Origin of the sequence: Cytobacillus sp. OWB-43 (assembly GCF_034651445.1) — a bacterium.
Classification (GTDB): domain Bacteria; phylum Bacillota; class Bacilli; order Bacillales; family Cytobacillaceae; genus Cytobacillus; species Cytobacillus kochii.
Window position 1 is genome coordinate 257199 of the sequence record NZ_JAYEFF010000002.1, and the last position, 22307, is coordinate 279505.

Consider the following 22307-nt stretch of genomic DNA (forward strand, 5'->3'; position numbering starts at 1 on the left):
CGCATTTCTCAGCTTCTTTCCTTTCTCTTTTGCGCGTATCTGCCTGTTACGCGCATTTCTCGGCTTCTTTCCTTTCTCTTTTGCGCGTATCTGCCTGTTGCGCGCAATTCCCGTCTTCTTTCCTTTCCCTTTTGCGCGTATCCACCATTTACGCGCATTTCTCGGCTTCTTTTCTTTCTCTTTTGCGAGTATCTGCCTATCGCGCGCAATTCCGGTTTTCTTTCCTTTCCCTTTTGCGCGTATCTGCCTGTTACGCGCATTTCTCGGCTTCTTTCCTTTCTCTTTTGCGCGTATCCGACTGTTACACGCATTTCTCGGCTTCTTTTCTTTCTCTTTTGCGCGTATCTGCCTATCGCGCGCAATTCCGGTTTTCTTTCCTTTCCCTTTTGCGCGTATCTGCCTGTTACGCGCATTTCTCAGCTTCTTTCCTTTCTCTTTTGCGCGTATCTGCCTGTTACGCGCATTTCTCGGCTTCTTTCCTTTCTCTTTTGCGCGTATCTGCCTGTTACGCGCATTTCTCGGCTTCTTTTCTTTCTCTTTTGCGCGTATCTGCCTGTTGCGCGCAATTCCTGCTTTCTCCCCTTTCCCTTTTGCGCGTATCCACCTTTTACGCGCATTTCTCGGCTTCTTTCCTTTCTCTTTTGCGCGTATCTGCCTGTTACGCGCATTTCTCGGTTTCTTTCCTTTCTCTTTTGCGCGTATCCGCCTTTTACGCGCATTTCCTGCTTTCTTTCTTTTCTCTTTTGCGCGTATCCGCCTTTTACGCGCATTTCCTACTTTCTTTCTTTTCTCTTTTGCGCGTATCCACCTGTTACGCGCATTTCTCTGCTTCTTTTCTTTCTCTTTTGCGCGTATCTGCCTGTTGCGCGCAATTCCTGCTTTCTCCCCTTTCCCTTTTGCGCGTATCCACCTGTTACGTGCATTTCCCGGCTTCTTTCCTTTCTCTTTTGCGCGTATCTGCCTGTTGCGCGCAATTCCGGTTTTCTTTCCTTTCCCTTTTGCGCGTATCCACCATTTACGAACAATTCCTGCTTTCTTCCCTTTCTCTTTCGCGCGCAATATTTACCCCAAATCAACTTTCATTTACATATATCAATCAATTACGCACCTACACAAATACCTTTTCCAAAAACACAAAAACCCCCATAGACCAAAGCCTGCGGGGGTTCCATTAATTATGATAATACTGCTAATCTTTCTTTAACTTCTTCTTCAGTTAACCCGTGCTCTGCGATGTAGCGGTTGCGTGGGTGTGAACGGCATTCTTCGGAACAGCTACGTAAATGTTTGTGTTCATTTTCCTCAGAACAAAGGATTTTTTTGTTACATTCTGGGTTGGCACAGTTGACGTAACGTTCACATGGCTCACCAGAATAGTAATCCTTCCCTACAACTACATGTTCTTTGCGGTTGACGGGTACTGCGATTCTTTCATCGAATACATATAATTGGCCATCCCATAGATCGCCTTGAACTTCGGGATCTTTTCCGTAAGTGACGATACCACCATTCAGTTGACCGACATCTTTAAAGCCTTCTTGAAGTAACCAGCCAGAGAATTTTTCACAACGAATACCACCAGTACAATAAGTGACAATTTTCTTCTCGCCTAACAATTCTTTATTATCTCTTACCCATTTAGGGAGGTCGCGGAAGTTTGTAATATCTGGGCGAATGGCACCACGGAAGTGACCTAAGTCATATTCATAATCATTTCTTGCGTCTAAAACAACTGTATTTTCATCATTTAAGCTCTCGTAGAATTCCTTCGCACTTAAATGTTTACCTGTTAATTGATTTGGATTGATATCGTCTTCTAATCGAAGAGTAACTAGCTCTGGACGATAACGTACTTTCATTTTTGGAAACGCATGTTCATCTGCTTCATCGATTTTGAAAATCATATCAGCAAAACGTGGGTCTGCTTTCATATGCTCGATGTAGCGGTTTGTTTGTTCTACAGTTCCTGAACAAGTCCCATTAATTCCTTCATCTGCAATCAAAATACGGCCTTTTAATCCTAGTTCGTTACAAAATGCTTTGTGTTCATTCGCGAACTCTTCTCCGTTTTCAATTGGTACGTACATGTAGTATAACAATACGCGATAGTTATTCTTTTCTTCCATTTTCTTCACCTATTCTTTTTATATTTGCAAGATATAATGGTTCAATAGGTTTTTTACACCATTTTCTTACTGACAGTATTATAACAAAAAAACGCTAGGAAATAATGTCGATTTATTGACCTTTTTTTGGTATTCTTACCCGACTAACAGTTTATCCACCGCAATATAATTTCATACTTAATATAAAAAATCGAAAAAATACTTAATTTTACCTATATCTGAACATTTAAAATTATTGATAAATATACAAAATTTACTTATTATAAAAGGAAAAGGAGGTATGTTTATGAGCCTTGCACCAGTAAGTTTTGGAGAAATTCTCAGCGATCTTCGTCAATTTAAAAAACTATCAATTGAGGATTTAGCACAAGGAATTTGTTCGTCAGAAGAAATCATCGAATATGAAAAAGGCAAGAAGTATCCAACATTAGATCAGTTATATGAATTGGCTGAACGGTTGAATGTAGAAGTCAGCCATTTCATTGACTATGCATCATCAAGTACCTTCAATTATGTTACGGCTGTTTTTTTATTAATTAAGAAGTATAAGCGTGAACGTGATTATCAAGCGATTTATGGGATTATTGAACAAGAGAGGGACAACCCTTTATTTAAGCAGCGAATTTCTATGCAATTTATGCTTTGGCATGAGGGGATTTGTGAGTATTATTTACACCAAAATGAGGATGATGCGGTAAAACTCCTTTATCAAGCAATCGATTTAACGAACCCTGATAGAAGTAGACTGACAGAGAACGAAATTGAAATTCTTACGAGCTTAGCGATTATTAAACTTGAAGAAAAGGACTTCATATTTGCTTCTAATATGTTTGAGGATGCGTTAGATAATTTGGATTCGCTTCCGCATATATTGGATCCGAAAGTGAAATTGCGGATTTTGTATGGGCTGTCACAAACATTAGCAGCAATGAATAATTATGAGGACTCGTTGAAATATAGTAATTTAGGGATTAATTATTGCATTAATAATGAGATTCTCTATTTATTTGGGGAATTTTACTTCCAATCGGGCGAAAGTTACATCAAAATTGGTGAGATAGATATAGGTACGGAGTATATTAATCGGGCAAAATCTATCTTTTTACTACAAAATGATGAAAAATTTGCCAAATTAGTAGGGATAGAGCTAGATAAATTATTAGAAAAGTGTTAATATTTGTATTGTAAGATATTTCTATATTGAAAGGAGAAAGGAAAATGAAAAAATTCGTTTCTGCATCAGTTGTTGCACTTTCAATGGTTGCTTTCGGAGGATTTGTTGGAGCTGAACCGCTACCGACCCAACATGGCGCTGAACCACTTCCTACTCAGCACGGTGCTGAGCCGCTTCCAACTCAACACGGATCTTCACCACTACCAACTCAACATGGCGCTGAACCGCTGCCGACTCAACATGGTGCACCACTACCTACCCAACATTAATAAGGTTTGAGCAAAAGCACTTTCCCGCCAGAAGGTGCTTTTTCTTGTTAAAAGGAACGCCGTGGGCTTAGTAAGTGTTTAAGATCCACTGCCAATTGTTCGACATATTTCTCTACATCTACATCCCCTTGACTCATTCCATTTTCGTGCGCCTTCAATAATAATTCTAGTAGATTAATAGGGTTTTCTGCATCCAAACCAAACTATCCTCCTAGTATTTCTTAGGAATATTATACTAAAATTCCCAATATGAATCAATATTAAATTGTCAAAAAATTTCCGTTTTTGTAAATATACTTATATGGAAGCATTTAAATAAATATATCCTTCCACCTAATTTACCCCCATTTTTCAACATCATTTGACATATGTCTGCTCATTCGATGATAGTCGACATTTTTCTTCGACAAGAACTTTATCATAAGCTGTCACATTATGTCGTATGTTTCAAGAACCAAGTCGAAAGTCCTCGAAAATAATGTTTTTTCATCTTATTTTGTAAAAGGTTGTAAAAAATATAATTCTATAGACGATATTATGATAGAATTGACGAAATCTTGGAGTAAAGGAGAGATTACTAGACGTGAAAAAACATATGGTGTCGATGGCCACGATTGCTGTCGTTTCCTCTGCTTTTGCCGCTCAAGCGTCCGCTGACTCAACTCATACTGTAAAACAAGGAGATACATTATGGGATATAGCTAAGAAATACAATACATCTGTTTCTCAGCTAAAAAAATGGAATGATTTAAACTCAGACTTCTTACAAATTAACCAAAAGCTCATTGTCTCTAGTGAAAACTCAGCACCTGCAAAAGAGAATAATTCTTCTAATCAGTCTAGTTCAGGTACATATAAAGTGGTGTCAGGAGATACTTTATCTAAGATTGCACGCCAACATAATATGACTGTTAAAGCTTTAGTAGATCTCAATAATTTAAAAGGCGATCTCATTTTCCCAGGACAAGCACTTAAAGTGAATGGTTCATCCTCAAGTAATTCTGGAAATGCTTCTTCCAAACCATCAAGCGGTTCAAATGGAAGTAGCGGGAATTCCAATTCCAAGAAGGATACATATGTTATTCAGCCTGGAGACACACTAAGTGGCATCGCTAAAAAGACAAACACGACTGTTAGCAATTTAAAAAAGTGGAATCAGTTAAGTTCTGATTTAATTTTTGCCGGAAAAAAATTATATGTAACCAGTAATAATGCTGGTAAGGATACAGAGACGAAGCCGTCTAATCCAACAAATGACAATATCTCAGGAAATGCCGCTGCCATAATTAATGAGGCTAAGAAGCACTTAAATACGCGCTATGTTTGGGGCGGATCGACGCCAAGTGGGTTTGATTGTAGTGGATTTATCTATTACGTACTGAAGCAAACAGGAACAAACATTGCGAGAACAAACGCCGAGGGTTATTTTAGCCGTTCGTATTATGTAAACGACCCTGTACCGGGTGATATTGTTTTCTTTGAGGGTACTTATAAAAAAGGAATCTCTCACTTAGGGTTTTATATCGGAAATAATCAATTCATCCATGCTTCATCAAGTGGTGTTATGATCACCAGCTTAGACAACCCTTATTGGAGCAAACATTTTGATAGTTTCAAGCGACTTTATTAAACAAGTTTATCTTTACCGTCAATGGTAAATAAATAAAAGGGGGGTCCATGTCAATTCACCCCCTTTCAATTTCTAAAAGAGGTGAATCGAATTGAGTATCTTTATGTTTATTAGCATCATGACATTGATATTGCTTTTAATTAGTTTTCTACTGATCTTTTCAAAGCTCTATCGAAAAACAGCTACACGATTAAGTCTATTGATTTTACTTTTCGGTGCCGTCTCTTTTCCTCTGTTTTCTGTGATGTACCAAGTGAGAACAACGAATTATCTAATTGATTTTTCAACAATCGGAACCGTCTTTTTTCTTACTTGGACTTTAGTTGTCATTACACTTCTTGGAGGTATTTTCTTTCGTTTTCGAGTGAATATTTCCGAAGAAAGTGAGATGTACCGTCATTAATTCAAGGCTTGAACGATTACTTTCTGGAATAAGTCTTTCTCCTCCAAAAATGGATAATGATTGCTATTTTCAAAAATAAATAGCTGTGATTGGGGTATTTCTTGGTGGATTTCCTTCGAATACTCAACCGGGCACTGGACATCATAACGTCCACAACAAATGTTCGTCGGTATGTTGATTTGCTTTAATTTCCTTGTTATATCAAAAAGAACGGCTTCTCTACTGAAAAAATCCAACCTCACCCCTGACATATCCTTACATATGTTGCCCGTAAAATATTGGGTGTATTTTTCGGGTTCAAATAGAGAAAGCTGGATACGTTTCTTTTTTAACTGTTCTTTATCTATTGCAGTTACATTTGGCTGAGTTAATGCAAATTGATACTGTTGCATTTCAGCAAATTTGGGATGTTTTCATTATAGATGCATGCTGAGGACTCTGTGTAGTCTCTTGCTGCTGAACCCACAATAACAAGTGATTCTAACGAAGACTGATGAAGCAGTGCATAAAGAAGGCCAATCATTCCACCTGTTGAATGACCGGCATAAATCCATCTTTCATACCCTAATGCTACTCTTATTGCCTCTATATCTAATACGCTATCTACCATACTATATTCATATGGCTCATGAGCTTGCTCTGATTCTCCCACCCCGCGTATATTTATTAACGTTACGCAAAAACGCTTAGAGAATGTATCAGCAAAATAGTCTCCTGTTTCATTAAAGACGGCATAAAGATGCGCAACGCATAAAGGCTTTCCAACTCCCTTTTGAAAGATTTCAAACACACCTCTTTGGGTTTGGAGCATTTTTCTTTTCCACATCCTTCTCCACCATCCCTACTTTAATGATACTTGCAAGATACTTCTGAAAATACACCGTTTTTCTCAATCGTTAATGATCGGTCACCTGACTCCTCATAACAGCGCTCAATAATCTGTTCATTTTCGACATGTTGGTTATATATTTTGAGCATAATAACCATCGCAGCACCCATAATAAACACACTTCCTAATAATAATATAAGTAATTTCACCTTGTCTTTTTGCATTTTCATCCCTCCTTACTCAAACACATAATTAAATAACAAACTGAGCAAACTAAAGTATTCTTTTTATATAGGGAGCTCAACATATGATATTCTTAGCGATTCTATTGATGGTTTGTGGATTATTTATTATCAACGGCATTTATGCCTATCAAACGAAGCACATTGATACCTTTTTTCTTTCTACACTTTGGTACTATATTAAACTTGTTCCTTTATTTATTGCTGCCAGTTTAATGATTGGCTATGGTGTAAAGTTTTTAAGCAAACATGTCGATAACCTTTCTTTTTCCCTCATCGCCTCTAAAGGGATTGAGATTCTTGTTAGTCTAATCATTGGCTACCTCTTTTTTAAAGAAACACCTACTCTTCGGACAGGGTTCGGAATTGTAGTGATATTGGTTGGTTTTTGGTTATTAAAAGGTAAATGAACATGATTTCTTAAAAAGATCGCACTTGCGATATCAGATGTTGGAAATGAGAACCCTTCACTGGTTCAAATAAAACGGGCTTCATCGTTCCACTGTATGTACAGCAAATATATTCATCATCTATTACGCGCAAATAATCTAATAAAAAGTGATTATCAAGAAATACTTCTACATCACCTTTCCCTGATAACTCTTCAATTGGTTGCCATTCTTCAATCCTGCCTATTTGTTTGGCATTGGAAGATATCCGCAGTCTCCCATTTTGTATTTGTAATTTAATATGATGATTCTTTTTAGCATCCGAAAAGAGTGCTGCTCGCTCAATTCCATGTAAAAAGGTTTCAGTATGGATATGAAAAGAACTGACCTTTTGCTTTGGAATAAAATCACTTGTGGCCGGATATCGTCCTTCTATCAGTCTTATATAAAAATGACAATGTTTACTTTTCAAAGCTAGATGGTTTTTAGAAAGTGATAATGTAACCTCTTCCTCTGTATGTAAGCTAAGTTTCGACCATTCAAGTAGACTTTCACTTGGAACAATCATTTCTGTTTCTAACTGTGAAGGTATCGTCAATGAACTAATAGAATAACGATGAGCATCTGTACTTATGAAAGTGAGCTCGCCATGACGAGCAACGATTTTAACACCCGTTAAGACCGGACGATTGTCATGAACAGCAGCAGCAAACACTGTTTGCCGGATGAGCGTATGAAGTTCTGCTGCATTCAATGAAAGAACCCCTTCTGCTGGCACATCAGGAATATTTAGTGTCTTTACGTTTGTTAAAGCGAAAATTCTTGTATGAATTTCTTCTGATTGAATGTTAATCGTACTATGCTCACTCAAGTAAATATGTATATTGGCTGGTAACTTCTTAATAATATCAGAAAAGTATTTGGCAGAAATAATAACAGAGCCTGTGCGTTTAATGATGAGTCCCTCGTCCGTTTCGGAGGGTATATTTATTTCCATAAGCACATCTTCATTTCCAGCAATGAACGTGACTTGATGACTGTTTACAATTATTTTCATAGGAGATTGACTATTTTTTAACACCTTACTAATATTTTTTAGTATGCCCTGCAATGTAGACTTACAAATGGTTAATTCCATGTTATTCTTTCCTCACTTTATCGCTATGTCTAGGCTATACATTCGGTAGAAACATGTCGAATCCTGCCAGTAAGTACTAATTTTTATCGCCAGAACAGGGGAATTATAATGAAAGATACTTGTTCACTTACAATAAAAATAACAGGGTTTTAAGCAGCGGGATTATGAGTATGTGATGAGTTTTCGCTATTGAGATGAGCTGGATTTATTTATATACGTACAACTAGTGATTTGCGCCCAAGCACCTCTACTTTCACGTCCGTATGTTGGAAAATCAATTTAAACACCTAGGAAAAGAGGATAAGCTCCATACACACCCTACAACTTGAATTCACTTATTTCAGGACTAACCTGGGCTATTTTGTTTTTTCTCCTCTCTTGTGTTCGCATCTTCATTTGCTCATAAAAAATACCCCATCTATATAGAAGGGGTAAGTTCATTGTTCTCGATTCCTTTATGCTCTATCGCCAACAACAGCAATGCGTTCATTTAAATGTTTGCCTTGTTCAGCTTCATCAAGGACAGCGATAGCAAAGTCTGCATAGCTTATATAACTATCTCCTTGATTGTTGAAGAATAGTTTATCTTTTCCTTTTTGATAGCTTCCGCTTCGTTTACCTTCTGCGTCGAAGAAAGCACCTGGGCTGATATATGTCCAGTTGACGTTTTGGCTGTTTTGAAGTTGCGCTAAATCTTTCCCCATTTGTGTAGCAGTTGGCAGGTAAGCTTTAGGAAAATCTGCTGTTTCATATAAACGGGTTTCTTCGTCTACATATAGACTGCCTGCACCACCAACAACGATTAGCCTAGATTGCTGACCTTTTAGCGCATCAATCAGTACTTTGCCTGCTTCCACATGTTGTTCCTCTTGGCCTTGAGGTGATTTAAAAGCATTCACAATGATATCGTATTTTTTTACGTCCTTAGCTTGTATATCGAAAATGTTTTTTTCTATCACTTCTACTTGGCTATTATTTATTCTTCCTGCATTTCTTACGATTGCCGTTACTTCATGTTCTCTGGCTACTGCTTCATCCAAAATGAATTGACCTGCTTTTCCACTAGCCCCGATAATAGCTATTTTCATAATAAAAATACCTCCTTGTTGTAATTGAGTTGATTACATGTAATCATTATAGTTACAGGTGTCTTTTTTGTCAATTCTCACCTTTTTCCTTTTCTTGTGATTGCGGTATAATAATATTCACTATGATTCTTCCTTTTAAAGAAAGGTGATAAACATGACCATAAGCAGTCGATTTGCTGTGGGAATTCATATATTAACATTACTTGAATTAAATAAAGAGATTAATACCTCTGAAACGATAGCAGGCAGTGTCAATACAAATCCAGCCGTCATTCGCAAAATTATCGGGATGCTGAAAAAAGCCGATCTCGTTGAAGTCCACCCTGGGAAAGCTGGGGCTAAACTTAAAAAAGGCTTAGCAGACATTACTCTACTTGACGTCTATCAAGCCGTTGAAGTCGTTTCGGAAAATGAGTTATTCAGTCTCCATGACCAACCGAACCCTGATTGTTTTGTAGGGAGAAATATTCAACAAACGATAGAACCTATTTTTATCTCAGCACAGCTTGCCATGGAAAAGGTTCTTTTAAATGTGACGCTTGAAGATGTTGTAAGGGAAATTGATAATAAATAGAAGGCGCCCCGAGGTCCATTTTCGGGCGCTTTCTATTTGTTAAAGTAACGACTATCTCGTGTTATAATATCATTATTTTCACTATTACAAATTCAGTAGGGGCGGAGCAGATGAAGTGGAAAAACTTTGGCTTAAAAGGAAAAATGATTGCTTTAATTAGCTTACTCATTTTGCTTGTATTTTTGATTTTTACTATTTATTTATTTCGCTACCTATCCGATATGGTTGAAGAACAAACAGGACAAAAAGCGTTAAGCTTAGCACATACAGTTGCCAATATACCTGAAATTCAGGATGCCTTTGAGCTAAGTAATCCCGCTTCTACCATTCAGAAAATCATTACACCTATTCAAGAGGCATCAGGAGCTGAGTTTATTGTTGTTGGCAATAGAGATGGCATTAGATATTCTCACCCTAACCCTGATTTTATTGGGAAAAAAATGGTTGGCGGCGATAATAAACGGGCGATTTTGAACGGTGAATCTTATCAATCTAAAAAAGAGGGAACATTGGGATTATCTATTCGGGGGAAAGTACCGATTAAAAAGGATGGGGAAATCATTGGTGTCGTTTCCGTTGGTTTTCTCAACGGGAATATTCAAGAAATTATTCAAGATAAGAGCAAACCACTATTCGTTGCACTCGTATTAGCGATTTTATTAGGTATGGCTGGGGCCGTTTTAATTACTAACTACATAAAAAGAATATTATTTCATATGGAGCCGGAGCAGATCTCTCAATTATATTATCAAAATAAAGCGATTCTACAGTCCACACATGAAGGAATGATCGCTGTTGATCATTTAGGACACATCACTGCCGTTAATAAGAACGCGAGAGAGATTATCGGGACAGATGCCGAAGAAAGCGAATTTATAGGGCGCGAGATTCGCGCATTACTGCCAGTTCCTCAGCAGATAACAGGACTTATTCGTGATCAAGAATTAATATTAGGTGAGACGATTATTCTCCTAAACGGAGTCTCCCTTCAAGGAGAACAGCCTGGGGCCGTTTATACCTTTAGGAAAAAAACAGAGTTAGCAGGCGTAGTCAAAGAATTGAGTCGAATTAAACAATATGCTCATGCGCAAAGGGCATTCACCCATGAATTTTCTAACAAAATGCATATCATTCTTGGACTATTACAAAATAATGAAACGCAAAAAGCGATGTCCTTTATTCGTAAAGAAAATCATTCGCAAATGACCCGCCTAAATTTCTTAACGAAAAGGATTGCTGATCCCCTATTGCAAGCATTATTACAAGGTAAGTACAATCAGGCAAATGAGTGGGGCATCGAGATGACGATCCATGAAGAGAGTAGAATGATGATATCATTTTCGCTAGAAAGACAGAATGCTATTTTAACAGCACTAGGGAATATTATTGAAAATGCCTTAGAAGCTGTAAGAGGCCAAAAAAATGGCGTGCGCGAAGTAAGTATTTATTTTACAGATATCGGAAATGATTGTGTTTTCGAGGTTCAAGATTCAGGTACTGGCATTGAAGACAAGTTGCTGGAGAAAATCTTTGATCAAGGATTTACGATGAAAGAAGGCGACTATCGTGGGGTAGGCTTAGCTATTTCTAAAAAAATGATTAACGACGTAGACGGCGAGATTCTTGTAGAAAGTGGGGAAAATAGTGGAACGAGTTTTATCATTATTTTACCAAAGAAGGGAAAGAGTAAGGATGGAAAAATACCACGTATTCATCATTGAAGATGATTTCCGAGTAGCAGATATTAACAAAAGTTATATTGAGCAAAATCATCAATTCTCCGTTAAAGAGGTTGCTCGAAGCGCTGCGGATGCACTACTTTATTTAGAAAAGAATGCTCATGAAATTGATGTTATTTTTCTAGATATATATATTCCTGATGTGGAGGGTATGTCATTACTTTGGAAAATACGTTCGCTTTATCCATCCATTGATATCATTATTATTAGTGCTGAAAAACAAGCCCACTCTGTTAGAATCGCATTAAGAGCAGGGGTATTTGATTATGTAGTGAAACCCGTTAGTATGGATCGACTCCTCCAAAGTTTAAATCGCTATGAACGTTTTAGACAACTATGGTCAGATGAGCAATTAGATCAAGAACAAGTGGATGAACTAACAAACGTATTTCATATTCATCCTACCCATGTGGAAGAAGAGCAATTACTCCCAAAGGGCATTGATGCGATTACGCTAGAAAAGATCCTACACTTGTTTGAAGGGTTAGTAGAAGAAGGTTTAACAGCAGTTGAATTAAGTGAGCAAACTGGTATAAGTCGCTCAACCTCTCGTAGATATTTAGAATATCTCGTATCTATGAATCGGGTAGAGACGCGACTCATTTACGGTAGTGTCGGTCGACCACAAAGAAAATACGTGATCTGTTCATGAAACTTATGAACAAAATAGATAAGAAAGAATAATATTCAGATTATGAACAAAATATTCTTTCTTTTTTCTCCTCGTGTTATTTTCATACTAATCTTATTTTTATGATATTTGAAAACGCATTCATCAATGAATGAACGAAGAGGGGAAGGAAAAAATTGAGTTTGAGTTTAATAGGTATTATTACAATTATAATTATTGTCGCTTTACTGATTAGTGGAAAAGTCAGTCCGATTGTTGCGATGGTGATTCCACCAATTATCGGCGCTATGCTTGCAGGATATAGTTTTGCTGAGGTTGGGGGATTTTTTGAAAGCGGTATAAGTTCTGTTATTAACGTCGCAGTCATGTTTATGTTTGCTATTATTTTCTTTGGTATATTACAAGATGTTGGCCTATTTGATCCGTTAATTAATAAGCTTGTTTCCTTTTCAAATGGAAATATTATCGCTGTAACGGTCGGTACTGTATTGGTCGCAACAGTTGCTCACTTAGATGGCTCAGGTGCATCAACATTTTTATTAACCATTCCTGCACTATTACCTCTGTACAAACGATTAAAAATGAATCCTTACCTATTACTTCTGTTAATTGCGGGAAGTGCAGGGATTGTCAATATGATTCCTTGGGCCGGCCCATTAGGAAGAACAGCGTCGGTATTAGAAATGGATGTAACGGAGCTTTGGAAGCCGCTTATTCCTATCCAATTAATTGGATTATTATTAATACTCTCATTGGCTGTTTATATGGGTATAAGGGAGAAGAAACGTATTACAAAAATGTATGGTTCCTTAGAAGCAGCTGCTGCGATTGAAGTTGCTGAAGACTTCCATGATCAAGAAGCAGAAAAGGCAGCGGCAAATCACCTCGCTAGACCCAAGCTAATTTGGGTCAATGCAATCTTAGCCCTGCTCGTCTTAGGGGTTCTCGTATCAGGTATTATCCCTGCAGGACTGGCCTTTTTAATTGGTGTTAGTATCATCTTACCTATTAACTTTAGAACAGTCGATGAGCAAATGGCGAGAGTTAAAGCTCATGCACCAGGAGCAATGACAATGGCATCCATTATCATCGCAGCAGGTCTATTTTTAGGTGTTCTCAACGGAACCGGTATGTTAACAGCTATTGCTGAGGATGCAGCTAGTATTCTACCTGCCTTTATTGGCCCATTTGTCCATATTATCGTTGGAATATTTGGTGTTCCTTTTGATCTAGTGTTGAGTACTGATGCATATTACTTTGCTTTATTACCAGTAGTTGATCAAATTGCAGCCACATACGGAGTCGCCTCTTTATCAACAGCTTATGCTATGATTATTGGTAATATTGTTGGTACCTTTGTCAGTCCACTTGCTCCAGCTGTTTGGCTTGCCCTAGGTCTTGCTGGCCTAGAGATGGGCAAACATTTACGCTATTCTCTCTTCTGGCTTTGGGGACTAAGTATTGTGCTCGTTCTAACTGCTGTAGTCATTGGTGTGATATAAATATGATTCGTTCGCTACTAATCTGCAAGTTCTGCTTGTTTGTTAGTAGCGATTTTCTAATTAAATGACTAACCTTTGATCTGTTTTCAATGCATCCAACCATTTTATCGTCAACAGTTTTGGCAATGCGGACATATCATGATGAAACTGGACAAATTTATCGCATTTATAACGAATCTGAGCTAGTTGAATCTCATATATTCGCTGTGGTCAATTCTCCATAAACCTCTTTTCTTTTATTAGTCGCGGTTCTCGCTTTTGCGCTACTTATCTTTTCCTTTCTTCTTTTATTAGTCGCGGTTCTCACTTTTGCACTACTTATCTTTTCCTTTCTCCTTTTATTAGTCGCGGTTCTCGCTTTTACGCTACTTATCTTTTCCTTTCTCCTTTTATTAGTCGCGATTCTCACTTTTGCGCTACTTATCTTCTCCTCTCTTCTTTTATTAGTCGCGGTTCTCGCTTTTGCGCTACTTATCTTCTCCTCTCTTCTTTTTTTAGTCGCGGTTCTCGCTTTTGCGCTACTTATCTTTTCCTCTCTTCTTTTATTAGTCCTGATTCTCGCTTTTGCGCTACTTATCTTTTCCTCTTTTCTTTTTTTAGTCGCGGTTCTCGCTTTTGCGCTACTTATCTTCTCCTCTCTTCTTTTTTTAGTCGTGATTCTCGCTACTGCGCTACTTATCTTCTCCTCTCTTCTTTTTTTAGTCGCGGTTCTCGCTTTTGCGCTACTTATCTTCTCCTCTCTTCTTTTTTTAGTCGCGATTCTTACTTTTACGCTACTTATCTTTTCCTCTCTGCTTTTTTTAGTCGTGATTCTCGCTTTTGCGCTACTTATCTTAGAAAAAAACGGTGTTTAGACGACATTATATTATTTTCTATTTGAAAGAGTCCGAGGGTGAAATGATAGTAAAAATCACTTTCACATCTAATAATTCTTTTTTTCAATTCCATTTATCATCTATCTTTTATTGTTTCCTTTATCCATTTTTAGTACAATTAAGAAAAATCTTACTATTAATCTAGTAGAGGACGTGATGTGCATGAAACCTCAAATCACTGTGATTACACTAGGAGTCGATGATTTAGAGAAGGCTGTTTATTTTTATCATCATGGTCTTGGATTTCCAACAGACGGAATTGCTGGTACAGAATATGAACATGGTGCTGTCGCTTTTTTTGACTTACAACCAGGTTTGAAAATGGCATTATGGAAACGGGAGGATTTGGCTCATGATGCTCATATTCAGCAGGGGCCAGCTAGTGCCACGGAGTGTTCACTTGGTCACAATGTGAGTAGTAAGGAAGAAGTAAATACAATCATGCAGCGTGCAAAAGAAGCAGGTGCGACGATTACAAAGGATGCGCATGAGACTTTTTGGGGCGGATATGCTGGATATTTTCAAGATCCGGATGGACATCTTTGGGAAGTTGTATGGAATCCAGCTTGGTCTTAATTGAGGGATGATGAAATGAAATGGATAACTGTATTAAATAGTCTGACTCTCATATTATTCACCGTTCTTTTCTTTGCTGATTATTTTCCTAAAAGTATCGTAGCAGAGACAATACCACAAGGCATTTTACTTCTTTTGTTAATTGGCACCCTAATTGGGAAGGGGTATCTGGACAAACATGCCTACAGTTTGAAAGATCAAATCATTTCCTTTCTTTATATGATCTTTTTAATGAGTCTATTCACTTTTCTAGGGGGGAAATCTCAAATCGGCTTTTCTTTTGATGGTTATCTCTTCTGGTTTTCAAGCATCATTGCCTCCATCAATATATATAAAGAGTGGAAAGAGATGAAACAGGAGAAAATTATAACAGCTAACTAGAAACGCCATGCTTATTTGTGACGTTTTTGATCTTCCTTCTTTTCGAATTTGATGACAGCTTGCCCAATTGTTACTAATAGCATCAGCATTACTCCTACACCTACGACTAAATAAAGAATCGTAAACCATTTACTTATTGTTGTATCTGGCACTAGACCTGTATTTACACTGGAAGGAATAAGACTGACAAATGCATAATAAAAAGAATCAATCCAATTCCACCCCTCTTGATTGTGATAAAACATCGTACCAGAAAAAAGAATAAATAGCAGAGTTGTTAATAACGATTTAAATACAGGTTCCTTCATTGCTCTATACACTGCCGACAGCAGTCGGCCTATTGTGATAACTAAGGAAATCATCCACTCTTGTCCTTTCTATTGATTTCCTTATTAGTTTGTATCAACATTCATTTTTATACTCTTTACCTATTAGTCATAAGGAGTGAAATACAGATGAAAGAAAAATTCAAAATTGCTATCATCTTAATTTTGATCGCCTCACTTGTTTCCTCTTTTGTACTCTTCTTTATCGGATATTATCTTGTCGGTTTTTTTGTTGGAGGGTTATTCATATGCATCGCTAGTATTATTGGCCAATATGCGAATCAAACAAGTGCAATGTATGTGCAAAAACACAATAGAAGAGACCTATAACGTTACCTTTCAAATATTTGCATACGCTTTTTCTCTATTTCCTGTAGTTTATTCTGCATGACATCTTTTTCACCCCTAATTTGATGAAGCACTGCCTGCACTTTTCTTTTTGTTTTCTCTGTCTCGTCGTAACTATCATTAATCTTTCCATGAACGACCCAATCAACAATGATACCGTCGAAGAAATAATCAGCAAAGGTTAACAGATTACCGATCTCATGTTGAGAGGAAAAATGGTTGTCTATATCCAAAAGCTCTTCTTGGAACTGTCTTAACAACCGTTGTGCAATATGGATCGCTGATTTCGCCTGATCTAAATGGCTATGCTTCATCGCAGTAGAAAGGGCTCCGCCACCGAACATATCAAAAGTGGACCAACTTTTTGACGAAGAGAGTGAATCTAAAGCTTGATCAAATGCTCTTACTGTCCTGCTACCAACTTCAATCGCTTCTTCAAATTCCTTTAAATTCGCGTGCACTTCCGCTTCTTCATTTGCCAAATCAAATAATCGCTTACTTCCCATCTCATCATGAGAGTGAATCATTCGCTCTTTTTCTTTTAATAATGACTTATATTGTACATCTGCATCGGCAACTTCTTGCCACTTCCCTTTATATTCAATAAGCTCTGCATTCATATCATCAATCGCTTCAATCGCTTCTGTATATTTCAATTTGGCCGCTAACACTTCTTGTTGTTCTTTATCTAACTTCTCAAGTTTTTGGCCTGTAATCGTATAGAAAATGTTTGTTAAACTAAATCCTTCTAGCTTTTTCACATCTTCTTTTTCTTTTTCTAACTGAATTTGTAATTGTTCCTTCTTCAGGCCCTCTTCTCGAATATGGTCCGTCAGACGTTCTATATGCATTTCGTATTTTTGTTTCTTTCTTTGATTATCCTTCGTTTTAGCCAAACGCTCATTAATATTCTGAAACATTGCCATCCCCCTTGGAAAGGTTCTAATGATATCTTTACGTTTTAAATGGAATAAAGTTTCATTTCTTAAAACGATCTCCTGTGTTAGCATAAATGATGGTAAAAAGAAGAAGGGCTACAAATAGAACCATACCTAGTATATAGAGCCAAGTTAATTTCAATAGATCACTTAATGCCCATAATAGGAGGCTTAAACAGATACCATAGATTACCTTGCTCATGAATTTACACAAAGCGACCCGATTGTATTTAGCTTTCTCACTATCCGACATTGTATTAAAACCCGCAATTAACCATGCACCTTTTCCTTTTGATAGAGCAATAGCGAAGCAGTCAAAAGTTAACTAAATACTGATTTAATGAGAAAGAGAAAAGATTAAACGATCGACGAACCGAACTCATTTTATTAGATTGGTGCCTCCCGATGAACTGAATTCACCTGAAGTTCATTTAAATATGGGAATTTCTTTCTCTTTTTTACATCAATCTCGTAAAAACAACCATTGTCCCAGGAATCGCAATAATCATTATACTGAAAAGGATAATTAATACTTGGTTCGCGCTCAATTGCCACATACCTAAAGACCCTTGTCCAGTAATTAAGAATAATATCAAAATAACAACAAACAAAATAAAATAATTCGCAGTCATTGCCTTACCAATAATTGCTTTTGCTCGTTCATCCCTAGGAAAAATATGCGGAGATAAATATGCAAAGAAAAGTTGACTCACACCCAATGCCAAGATCATGACAGAATCAACAAACTCCCCTCGAGCAAAATCTTCATAAGAAAAATAAATACCTAAAATAGTTAGTAACACACCTAAACTTAAGTACAGATAACGATTTTCTTTCGCTTTACCTACCATCTTCCCCACTTCCCTTTCAAAACAATCTAGATAATCATGCATTTGTTTATCCATATTAAATGTTAAGTTTACTTTACAATAACTGATTATGCAGAGCAAGGAACAATTGATCGTTTCGTGTACTTGATACACCGTTATAATGAAATCTCGGTGAGCACAGAACCCCTATTTTTGCGGGAATGGATTGAATTAAATAGATGAAGATATTGTGAGTAGTTTTATCATGTCGGTCGCTTCACCTCAGTGAATCTGTACTTACTTTAGGCTAGGTGTTTTGGCAGATAACTTTCCTTTTGTAATGTGATTTACTGCTTTCATGCAAAAGAACGAATGTATCTATTGATGTATTGCGCGTATTTTGGTTTTGCTCGCAATTCTGCTCGGACTTCCTTTCGCTTTTGCGCGTATTCTAGCTTTTCGCGCAATTCTTCTCAGACTTCCTTTCGCTTTTGCGCGTATTTTGGTTTTGCGCGCAATTCTCCTCGGACTTCCTTCCGCTTTTGCGCGTATTTTGGCTTTTCGCGCAATTCTTCTCAGACTTCCTTTCGCTTTTGCGCGTATTTTGGCTTTTCGCGCAATTCTTCTCAGACTTCCTTTCGCTTTTGCGCGTATTTTGGTTTTGCGCGCAATTCTGCTCAGACTTCCTTCCGCTTTTGCGCGTATTTTGGTTTTGCGCGCAATTCTGCTCAGACTTCCTTTCACTTTTGCGCGTATTTTGGTTTTGCTCGCAATTCTGCTCGGACTTCCTTCCGCTTTTGCGCGTATTCTAGCTTTGCGCGCAATTCTTCTCAGACTTCCTTTCACTTTTGCGCATATTCTAGCTTTGCGCGCAATTGCGCTTGTCAATCTACCATGTTTTACGCGCAAGTCGGATTCATGCTCAATAAATTTTGTCTTTCTTGATGTGATTCAGTAGAATCTTCCATTATCAGATACGCTGTTGAACCTAGTTAAGTACGCAGCAAAAGAATAATTATTTTTCTTATTTCATTATTTTTTTATTGAAAAACAATAAATAACCTGTTAAAGTAACATTAATAAAATTCGGAGGTATCCATTCATGTTTTTTTCCATACAACAGCTCGTACGATTTGGTTGGTCACAGGCGTTATCTTGTATTTTTCCAGTTGTTATTTTTGCATCATTGGCGATTACGCAGATCATCCCCCTCCCTCTCTTACCAAGATACGATTGGCTCCTGCTCATTTGTATAGTGACTCAGTGGTTAATGATTCGCTCTGGACTTGAAACGAAAGATGAGTTGAAAGTCATCACTCTTTTTCATATCATTGGGTTGGCATTGGAGATCTTCAAAGTACATATGGGGTCATGGGCTTATCCAGAGGAAGCTTACTCGAAGGTTTTCGGGGTTCCCTTGTATAGTGGCTTTATGTATGCAAGTGTGGCGAGTTATTTATGTCAGGCTTGGCGAAGACTAGATGTTAAATTGATCAAATGGCCACCTTTTATATTGTCAGTGCCACTCGCTACAGCTATCTATTTAAACTTTTTCACTCATCATTTCTGGATTGATATACGTTGGTGGTTGGGCGCGGCTGTAATAGTTGTATTCTTCAGGACTGCGGTAGCGTATAAAGTTGGTCACAAGTTTTACCATATGCCACTGGCCCTCTCGTTTGTACTCATCGGCTTCTTTATTTGGATTGCTGAAAATATTGCCACCTACTTTGGGGCGTGGCAATATCCAAACCAAACAGAAGCATGGAGTTTAGTTCATTTAGGAAAAGTAAGTTCATGGCTCTTACTTGTTATCGTGAGTTTTCTGATTGTCGCGACTTTGAAAAGAGTGAAGGAAAAGCAACCTACCCTCCGATTAAAAGTGGATGATTATGAATCACTTCACTCTAACAGATTAGGAGAAAACTAAACATATTTGCTCACACTTCTTAATCATTTTGTTTCCACTTGTGTGGGCATTCCCTGTTTGCCCACACTTCCTGCTCATTTGGTACCCTCTTGTGTGGGCATTCCTAATTTGCCATACTTCTTACTCATTTTGTACCCGCTCGTGTGAGTATTACCTATTCACTCATACTTCCTGCTAATTTCGACTCATATTATGTGCTCATTCCCATTCCACTTGATCAGTCTACCCGCTTGGCTTTATCTTTCTTTACCTCTTGACTTATTTTATTTTGCCAACCTCCCTTTTTAGAACCCGCTGGTACCACGAAAAAGCACGAACAAAAAAATTTGCTCGTGCCTCCAATTTATCTAGATAAAAATCCTTTAGAGATTGTTTTAAAGATCTCCATACCTGACATAGCCCCGTAGCTGGCCTTTGTGTTTTTGGTTGGCGAGAGTGGTGTAATGAACGGGTGGTTAGATTTGATTAGTAGTGGACGGTCGAGTACAATTAGTTCTCCTGCTTCTACTCCCTTTTGTACCTCTACTGTATGGTCGAGTTTCATCCCTGTATCCAACTGTCTTCGTTCGACATAACCTCCAGCACCAAGGATATAACTCACTTGTTTTTTATCTGTGTGTTTAATCGTTTTTACGGGAACAGTCGTTGCTCCCTGTACTTCATTGGTAACGATTTTTACGTTGACATGCTGGCCAAAAACGCTTGTTCCATCTTCTGGCTCGGTTAATTGTACCGTATACAAGTAGCTATTCTCCTTGCCAATCTCTGGTGTTTCTTCTGGATATACGGAAACGGTATCAATAGTCCCTTCTAATTGTTTATTACTATTTTCATAAGTAATCAGGACCTTCATGCCCGGTAAGATTTGTTGCACTTCATCCTCTGTTAATTCCCCTTCGATTTTTTGCTCGTTAGAGATGATTGTGAGAATCGGATTTTCAAGCGTATGCTTTAGTTCCTTTACCGTTCCTGAAATCATGCTTTCTGCAGTGAGTTCTATCATGCTTGAATCAGCTGCGGTTAGCATTTCTTCGTATTTCTCGACTTCACTTTCCAACTTACTTTTATCCAATTCTTTATTCTCTATATCGCGAGCGATCGATTGTTGTATATACGCTGTGCTATCAAAGGGCTCTACTTGTACAATAATTGAATCATCATTTGGGGTCTGCAATTGCTGACTCGTACCTGTTGACGAAGCTGGCATTGTGTTTGATGTGGCAAGTAACTGTTCCATCTGAGAAATATGCTGATCTAAACTCGCCACTTCCTGATTGAGACGATCGATTTCCATTTGAAAAGCACTCTTTGTTTCATTAATATTTTGTGGGGAATATTCAAGTACGGCTGTTCCTGGTTCTACTGCCTGACCTTTTTCCACAAGAAAGCCCTGAAAACTCCCTTTATCTTGATCGTGGTAGAAAAACTGCTCTTCCTTTGGCATAAACATACCAGCAACAGGTAGCGTTTCTATTAAATCCTGTTCGTTGGCAACGGTCCATTTTGAAATATAGTTTACGCGGTTAATCTCTTTTTCACTTGTAAATATAAGTGTGATATTCAAAGCAATGAATAACGTAATCACTGCTGCTATCAAAAGCTTCCATTTCAGCTTCATGAGAGAACCCCTTCTTAAATAATATTTTCGAATTTAATGTATGAAAGTAAGGATGATATAACTGCAACAAATAAATAAAAACCTATTAAAGTCCAAATAATAAAACGTGGGGATCGCTCAGATAAGTGGCGATAATACTTATATGTAAGAATGATAGCCCATACTTTGAATAACGTAATATTGGCTAGAAAGAATATAATGAGCTCAATCGAAGTAAACGTTTGGGCGATAATTCCTAGTGAAAATATATTCGATTCAGCACTGATTCCTAAAAACAAATGTACTGGAATGAAAACTAATTTTTCTATTAAAAATATCATCGTAATAATCAGTTGTACAAATAATAATTTACGATAATCTACTTCTAATATGGTCCAAAAAAAGAGTGAAGGAATAAAGATAGCTAATAATATCCAGATGAGTCCCCATGTTACCTGTCCCACAGCAAAAAAAGTTTGATAGGCTTCATATCCACTCCTCGTTAAATCCGGCAATGATCTTGAAACATACTCACTACCTATACCGAAAAAAGCTGAAATGCCTGCAATAATGATACTCGCTAAAGTAAGCCAAACAACCGGTTTCCATAAACCGACAACTTCCTCCTCTTTTCCCAATTGATAAGCGACAAATTGCGGCTGTTTCAATCCACGGAAAAGAGGTACTCGTTCACTCATACTATGTCCCCCAAGCCAAAAATTTCTAGTCTATTTATATTGTAACTGAAAAATCATATATTTGAATAGTTTAAAGGTACCATTAAGGCACGAAA

General features: G+C 37.6%; 28 protein-coding genes and 1 pseudogene. 13 read left to right on the plus strand and 16 right to left on the minus strand.

All coding sequences use genetic code 11. The annotated features are described in order from the left end of the window. Positions 1–8: 8 nt before the first annotated feature. The 4 genes from U9M49_RS11075 to U9M49_RS11090 all read right to left on the minus strand — a co-directional run bounded on the left by U9M49_RS11075 (position 9) and on the right by U9M49_RS11090 (position 2126). Positions 9–413, minus strand: coding sequence for a hypothetical protein (locus U9M49_RS11075; RefSeq protein ID WP_322909816.1), 405 nt, complete (start codon positions 411–413; stop codon positions 9–11). 3 nt (positions 414–416) lie between these two features. Beyond that, positions 417–770: a hypothetical protein gene (locus U9M49_RS11080; RefSeq protein WP_307318264.1), complete on the minus strand. Its 354-nt coding sequence runs from the start codon at positions 768–770 to the stop codon at positions 417–419. A 3-nt stretch (positions 771–773) separates the two neighbouring features. Next, a complete protein-coding gene (locus U9M49_RS11085) occupies positions 774–1025 on the minus strand; it encodes a hypothetical protein (protein WP_322909817.1) in 252 nt (83 codons plus the stop codon). Between the two features lie 150 nt (positions 1026–1175). Continuing rightward, complete coding sequence (locus tag U9M49_RS11090) at positions 1176–2126, minus strand: rhodanese-related sulfurtransferase (protein WP_322909818.1); 951 nt, start codon at positions 2124–2126, stop codon at positions 1176–1178. A 286-nt stretch (positions 2127–2412) separates the two neighbouring features. Between U9M49_RS11090 and U9M49_RS11095 the strand changes: the two genes are divergently transcribed. Beyond that, entirely contained in the window at positions 2413–3300 is an 888-nt protein-coding gene (locus tag U9M49_RS11095) for a helix-turn-helix domain-containing protein (RefSeq protein WP_095371653.1), read from the plus strand. A gap of 44 nt (positions 3301–3344) precedes the next feature. Further along, positions 3345–3569, plus strand: coding sequence for a hypothetical protein (locus U9M49_RS11100; RefSeq protein ID WP_095371652.1), 225 nt, complete (start codon positions 3345–3347; stop codon positions 3567–3569). 47 nt (positions 3570–3616) lie between these two features. Here U9M49_RS11100 and U9M49_RS11105 read toward each other — a convergent pair whose 3' ends face one another. After that, positions 3617–3766, minus strand: a complete 150-nt coding sequence (locus tag U9M49_RS11105; protein ID WP_281203165.1) for a hypothetical protein — start codon at positions 3764–3766, stop codon at positions 3617–3619. Between the two features lie 386 nt (positions 3767–4152). Between U9M49_RS11105 and U9M49_RS11110 the strand changes: the two genes are divergently transcribed. Beyond that, positions 4153–5199, plus strand: a complete 1047-nt coding sequence (locus U9M49_RS11110) for a LysM peptidoglycan-binding domain-containing protein (protein ID WP_095371651.1) — start codon at positions 4153–4155, stop codon at positions 5197–5199. A gap of 91 nt (positions 5200–5290) precedes the next feature. After that, positions 5291–5602, plus strand: coding sequence for a hypothetical protein (locus U9M49_RS11115; RefSeq protein ID WP_095371650.1), 312 nt, complete (start codon positions 5291–5293; stop codon positions 5600–5602). Here the strand turns inward: U9M49_RS11115 and U9M49_RS22690 are convergent. Continuing rightward, positions 5599–6428 (minus strand): annotated as a pseudogene (locus tag U9M49_RS22690) (alpha/beta fold hydrolase). The gene U9M49_RS11115 and the pseudogene U9M49_RS22690 sit on opposite strands and share 4 nt — an antisense overlap. Before the next feature lie 20 nt (positions 6429–6448). Continuing rightward, positions 6449–6655 (minus strand): hypothetical protein, encoded by a 207-nt coding sequence (locus U9M49_RS11130; protein ID WP_095371648.1) that lies wholly within the window; start codon positions 6653–6655, stop codon positions 6449–6451. 83 nt (positions 6656–6738) lie between these two features. Here U9M49_RS11130 and U9M49_RS11135 point away from each other — a divergent pair, with 83 nt between their 5' ends. Then, positions 6739–7083 (plus strand): hypothetical protein, encoded by a 345-nt coding sequence (locus U9M49_RS11135; protein WP_095371647.1) that lies wholly within the window; start codon positions 6739–6741, stop codon positions 7081–7083. 10 nt (positions 7084–7093) lie between these two features. Here the strand turns inward: U9M49_RS11135 and dnaN are convergent, their stop codons facing one another. Continuing rightward, positions 7094–8200, minus strand: coding sequence for a DNA polymerase III subunit beta (dnaN, locus tag U9M49_RS11140; RefSeq protein ID WP_322909821.1), 1107 nt, complete (start codon positions 8198–8200; stop codon positions 7094–7096). A gap of 455 nt (positions 8201–8655) precedes the next feature. Then, entirely contained in the window at positions 8656–9288 is a 633-nt protein-coding gene (locus U9M49_RS11145) for an NAD(P)-dependent oxidoreductase (protein ID WP_322909822.1), read from the minus strand. A gap of 154 nt (positions 9289–9442) precedes the next feature. Here U9M49_RS11145 and U9M49_RS11150 point away from each other — a divergent pair, with 154 nt between their 5' ends. The 6 genes from U9M49_RS11150 to U9M49_RS11175 all read left to right on the plus strand — a co-directional run bounded on the left by U9M49_RS11150 (position 9443) and on the right by U9M49_RS11175 (position 15566). Next, a complete protein-coding gene (locus U9M49_RS11150) occupies positions 9443–9862 on the plus strand; it encodes an Rrf2 family transcriptional regulator (RefSeq protein ID WP_095371644.1) in 420 nt (139 codons plus the stop codon). A 110-nt stretch (positions 9863–9972) separates the two neighbouring features. After that, complete coding sequence (locus U9M49_RS11155) at positions 9973–11583, plus strand: sensor histidine kinase (RefSeq protein WP_322909823.1); 1611 nt, start codon at positions 9973–9975, stop codon at positions 11581–11583. Next, positions 11555–12253 carry a response regulator gene (locus tag U9M49_RS11160; RefSeq protein ID WP_322909824.1) on the plus strand — a complete coding sequence of 233 codons (699 nt, stop codon included), beginning with the start codon at positions 11555–11557 and terminating at the stop codon, positions 12251–12253. Before U9M49_RS11155 ends, U9M49_RS11160 begins: the two co-directional genes overlap by 29 nt. A gap of 155 nt (positions 12254–12408) precedes the next feature. Beyond that, positions 12409–13734, plus strand: a complete 1326-nt coding sequence (locus U9M49_RS11165; RefSeq protein WP_095371640.1) for a CitMHS family transporter — start codon at positions 12409–12411, stop codon at positions 13732–13734. Positions 13735–14771: 1037 nt separating this feature from the next. Further along, positions 14772–15185 (plus strand): VOC family protein, encoded by a 414-nt coding sequence (locus U9M49_RS11170; RefSeq protein ID WP_095371638.1) that lies wholly within the window; start codon positions 14772–14774, stop codon positions 15183–15185. 15 nt (positions 15186–15200) lie between these two features. Then, positions 15201–15566: a hypothetical protein gene (locus U9M49_RS11175; RefSeq protein WP_307318250.1), complete on the plus strand. Its 366-nt coding sequence runs from the start codon at positions 15201–15203 to the stop codon at positions 15564–15566. 11 nt (positions 15567–15577) lie between these two features. Here the strand turns inward: U9M49_RS11175 and U9M49_RS11180 are convergent, their stop codons facing one another. Then, complete coding sequence (locus tag U9M49_RS11180; RefSeq protein ID WP_095371636.1) at positions 15578–15928, minus strand: potassium channel family protein; 351 nt, start codon at positions 15926–15928, stop codon at positions 15578–15580. Positions 15929–16021: 93 nt separating this feature from the next. On the opposite strand from U9M49_RS11180, the gene U9M49_RS11185 reads away from it, so the two are divergent. Continuing rightward, positions 16022–16222 carry a hypothetical protein gene (locus U9M49_RS11185; RefSeq protein ID WP_095371635.1) on the plus strand — a complete coding sequence of 67 codons (201 nt, stop codon included), beginning with the start codon at positions 16022–16024 and terminating at the stop codon, positions 16220–16222. Positions 16223–16224: 2 nt separating this feature from the next. On the opposite strand, the gene U9M49_RS11190 is transcribed toward U9M49_RS11185, so the two are convergent. The 4 genes from U9M49_RS11190 to U9M49_RS11205 form a co-directional block, all read right to left on the minus strand. Next, a complete protein-coding gene (locus U9M49_RS11190) occupies positions 16225–17160 on the minus strand; it encodes a hypothetical protein (RefSeq protein ID WP_095371634.1) in 936 nt (311 codons plus the stop codon). Positions 17161–17218: 58 nt separating this feature from the next. Continuing rightward, positions 17219–17482 carry a DUF3784 domain-containing protein gene (locus tag U9M49_RS11195; protein WP_095371633.1) on the minus strand — a complete coding sequence of 88 codons (264 nt, stop codon included), beginning with the start codon at positions 17480–17482 and terminating at the stop codon, positions 17219–17221. A 154-nt stretch (positions 17483–17636) separates the two neighbouring features. Next, positions 17637–18029 carry a hypothetical protein gene (locus U9M49_RS11200; RefSeq protein ID WP_095371632.1) on the minus strand — a complete coding sequence of 131 codons (393 nt, stop codon included), beginning with the start codon at positions 18027–18029 and terminating at the stop codon, positions 17637–17639. Positions 18030–18365: 336 nt separating this feature from the next. Next, a complete protein-coding gene (locus U9M49_RS11205) occupies positions 18366–18896 on the minus strand; it encodes a hypothetical protein (protein ID WP_322909825.1) in 531 nt (176 codons plus the stop codon). A gap of 193 nt (positions 18897–19089) precedes the next feature. Here U9M49_RS11205 and U9M49_RS11210 point away from each other — a divergent pair, with 193 nt between their 5' ends. Next, positions 19090–19917, plus strand: a complete 828-nt coding sequence (locus U9M49_RS11210; protein ID WP_322909826.1) for a DUF817 domain-containing protein — start codon at positions 19090–19092, stop codon at positions 19915–19917. A 343-nt stretch (positions 19918–20260) separates the two neighbouring features. On the opposite strand, the gene U9M49_RS11215 is transcribed toward U9M49_RS11210, so the two are convergent. Further along, entirely contained in the window at positions 20261–21535 is a 1275-nt protein-coding gene (locus U9M49_RS11215; protein ID WP_095371629.1) for an efflux RND transporter periplasmic adaptor subunit, read from the minus strand. A 14-nt stretch (positions 21536–21549) separates the two neighbouring features. After that, a complete protein-coding gene (locus tag U9M49_RS11220) occupies positions 21550–22212 on the minus strand; it encodes a hypothetical protein (protein WP_095371628.1) in 663 nt (220 codons plus the stop codon). Positions 22213–22307 lie beyond the last annotated feature (95 nt).

What these genes read in the sequence shown, in the direction of transcription:
- U9M49_RS11210 (WP_322909826.1), top strand. Translation starts at nt 19,090, where the DNA reads ATGTTTTTTTCCATACAACAGCTCGTACGATTTGGTTGGTCACAGGCG.
- U9M49_RS11160 (WP_322909824.1), top strand. Translation starts at nt 11,555, where the DNA reads ATGGAAAAATACCACGTATTCATCATTGAAGATGATTTCCGAGTAGCA.
- U9M49_RS11090 (WP_322909818.1), bottom strand. Translation starts at nt 2,126, where the DNA reads ATGGAAGAAAAGAATAACTATCGCGTATTGTTATACTACATGTACGTA.
- U9M49_RS11150 (WP_095371644.1), top strand. Translation starts at nt 9,443, where the DNA reads ATGACCATAAGCAGTCGATTTGCTGTGGGAATTCATATATTAACATTA.
- U9M49_RS11215 (WP_095371629.1), bottom strand. Translation starts at nt 21,535, where the DNA reads ATGAAGCTGAAATGGAAGCTTTTGATAGCAGCAGTGATTACGTTATTC.
- U9M49_RS11220 (WP_095371628.1), bottom strand. Translation starts at nt 22,212, where the DNA reads ATGAGTGAACGAGTACCTCTTTTCCGTGGATTGAAACAGCCGCAATTT.
- U9M49_RS11100 (WP_095371652.1), top strand. Translation starts at nt 3,345, where the DNA reads ATGAAAAAATTCGTTTCTGCATCAGTTGTTGCACTTTCAATGGTTGCT.
- U9M49_RS11075 (WP_322909816.1), bottom strand. Translation starts at nt 413, where the DNA reads ATGCGCGTAACAGGCAGATACGCGCAAAAGGGAAAGGAAAGAAAACCG.
- U9M49_RS11130 (WP_095371648.1), bottom strand. Translation starts at nt 6,655, where the DNA reads ATGCAAAAAGACAAGGTGAAATTACTTATATTATTATTAGGAAGTGTG.
- U9M49_RS11170 (WP_095371638.1), top strand. Translation starts at nt 14,772, where the DNA reads ATGAAACCTCAAATCACTGTGATTACACTAGGAGTCGATGATTTAGAG.
- U9M49_RS11200 (WP_095371632.1), bottom strand. Translation starts at nt 18,029, where the DNA reads ATGGTAGGTAAAGCGAAAGAAAATCGTTATCTGTACTTAAGTTTAGGT.
- dnaN (WP_322909821.1), bottom strand. Translation starts at nt 8,200, where the DNA reads ATGGAATTAACCATTTGTAAGTCTACATTGCAGGGCATACTAAAAAAT.
- U9M49_RS11190 (WP_095371634.1), bottom strand. Translation starts at nt 17,160, where the DNA reads ATGTTTCAGAATATTAATGAGCGTTTGGCTAAAACGAAGGATAATCAA.
- U9M49_RS11145 (WP_322909822.1), bottom strand. Translation starts at nt 9,288, where the DNA reads ATGAAAATAGCTATTATCGGGGCTAGTGGAAAAGCAGGTCAATTCATT.
- U9M49_RS11180 (WP_095371636.1), bottom strand. Translation starts at nt 15,928, where the DNA reads ATGATTTCCTTAGTTATCACAATAGGCCGACTGCTGTCGGCAGTGTAT.
- U9M49_RS11155 (WP_322909823.1), top strand. Translation starts at nt 9,973, where the DNA reads ATGAAGTGGAAAAACTTTGGCTTAAAAGGAAAAATGATTGCTTTAATT.
- U9M49_RS11095 (WP_095371653.1), top strand. Translation starts at nt 2,413, where the DNA reads ATGAGCCTTGCACCAGTAAGTTTTGGAGAAATTCTCAGCGATCTTCGT.
- U9M49_RS11080 (WP_307318264.1), bottom strand. Translation starts at nt 770, where the DNA reads ATGCGCGTAAAAGGCGGATACGCGCAAAAGAGAAAAGAAAGAAAGCAG.
- U9M49_RS11135 (WP_095371647.1), top strand. Translation starts at nt 6,739, where the DNA reads ATGATATTCTTAGCGATTCTATTGATGGTTTGTGGATTATTTATTATC.
- U9M49_RS11175 (WP_307318250.1), top strand. Translation starts at nt 15,201, where the DNA reads ATGAAATGGATAACTGTATTAAATAGTCTGACTCTCATATTATTCACC.
- U9M49_RS11185 (WP_095371635.1), top strand. Translation starts at nt 16,022, where the DNA reads ATGAAAGAAAAATTCAAAATTGCTATCATCTTAATTTTGATCGCCTCA.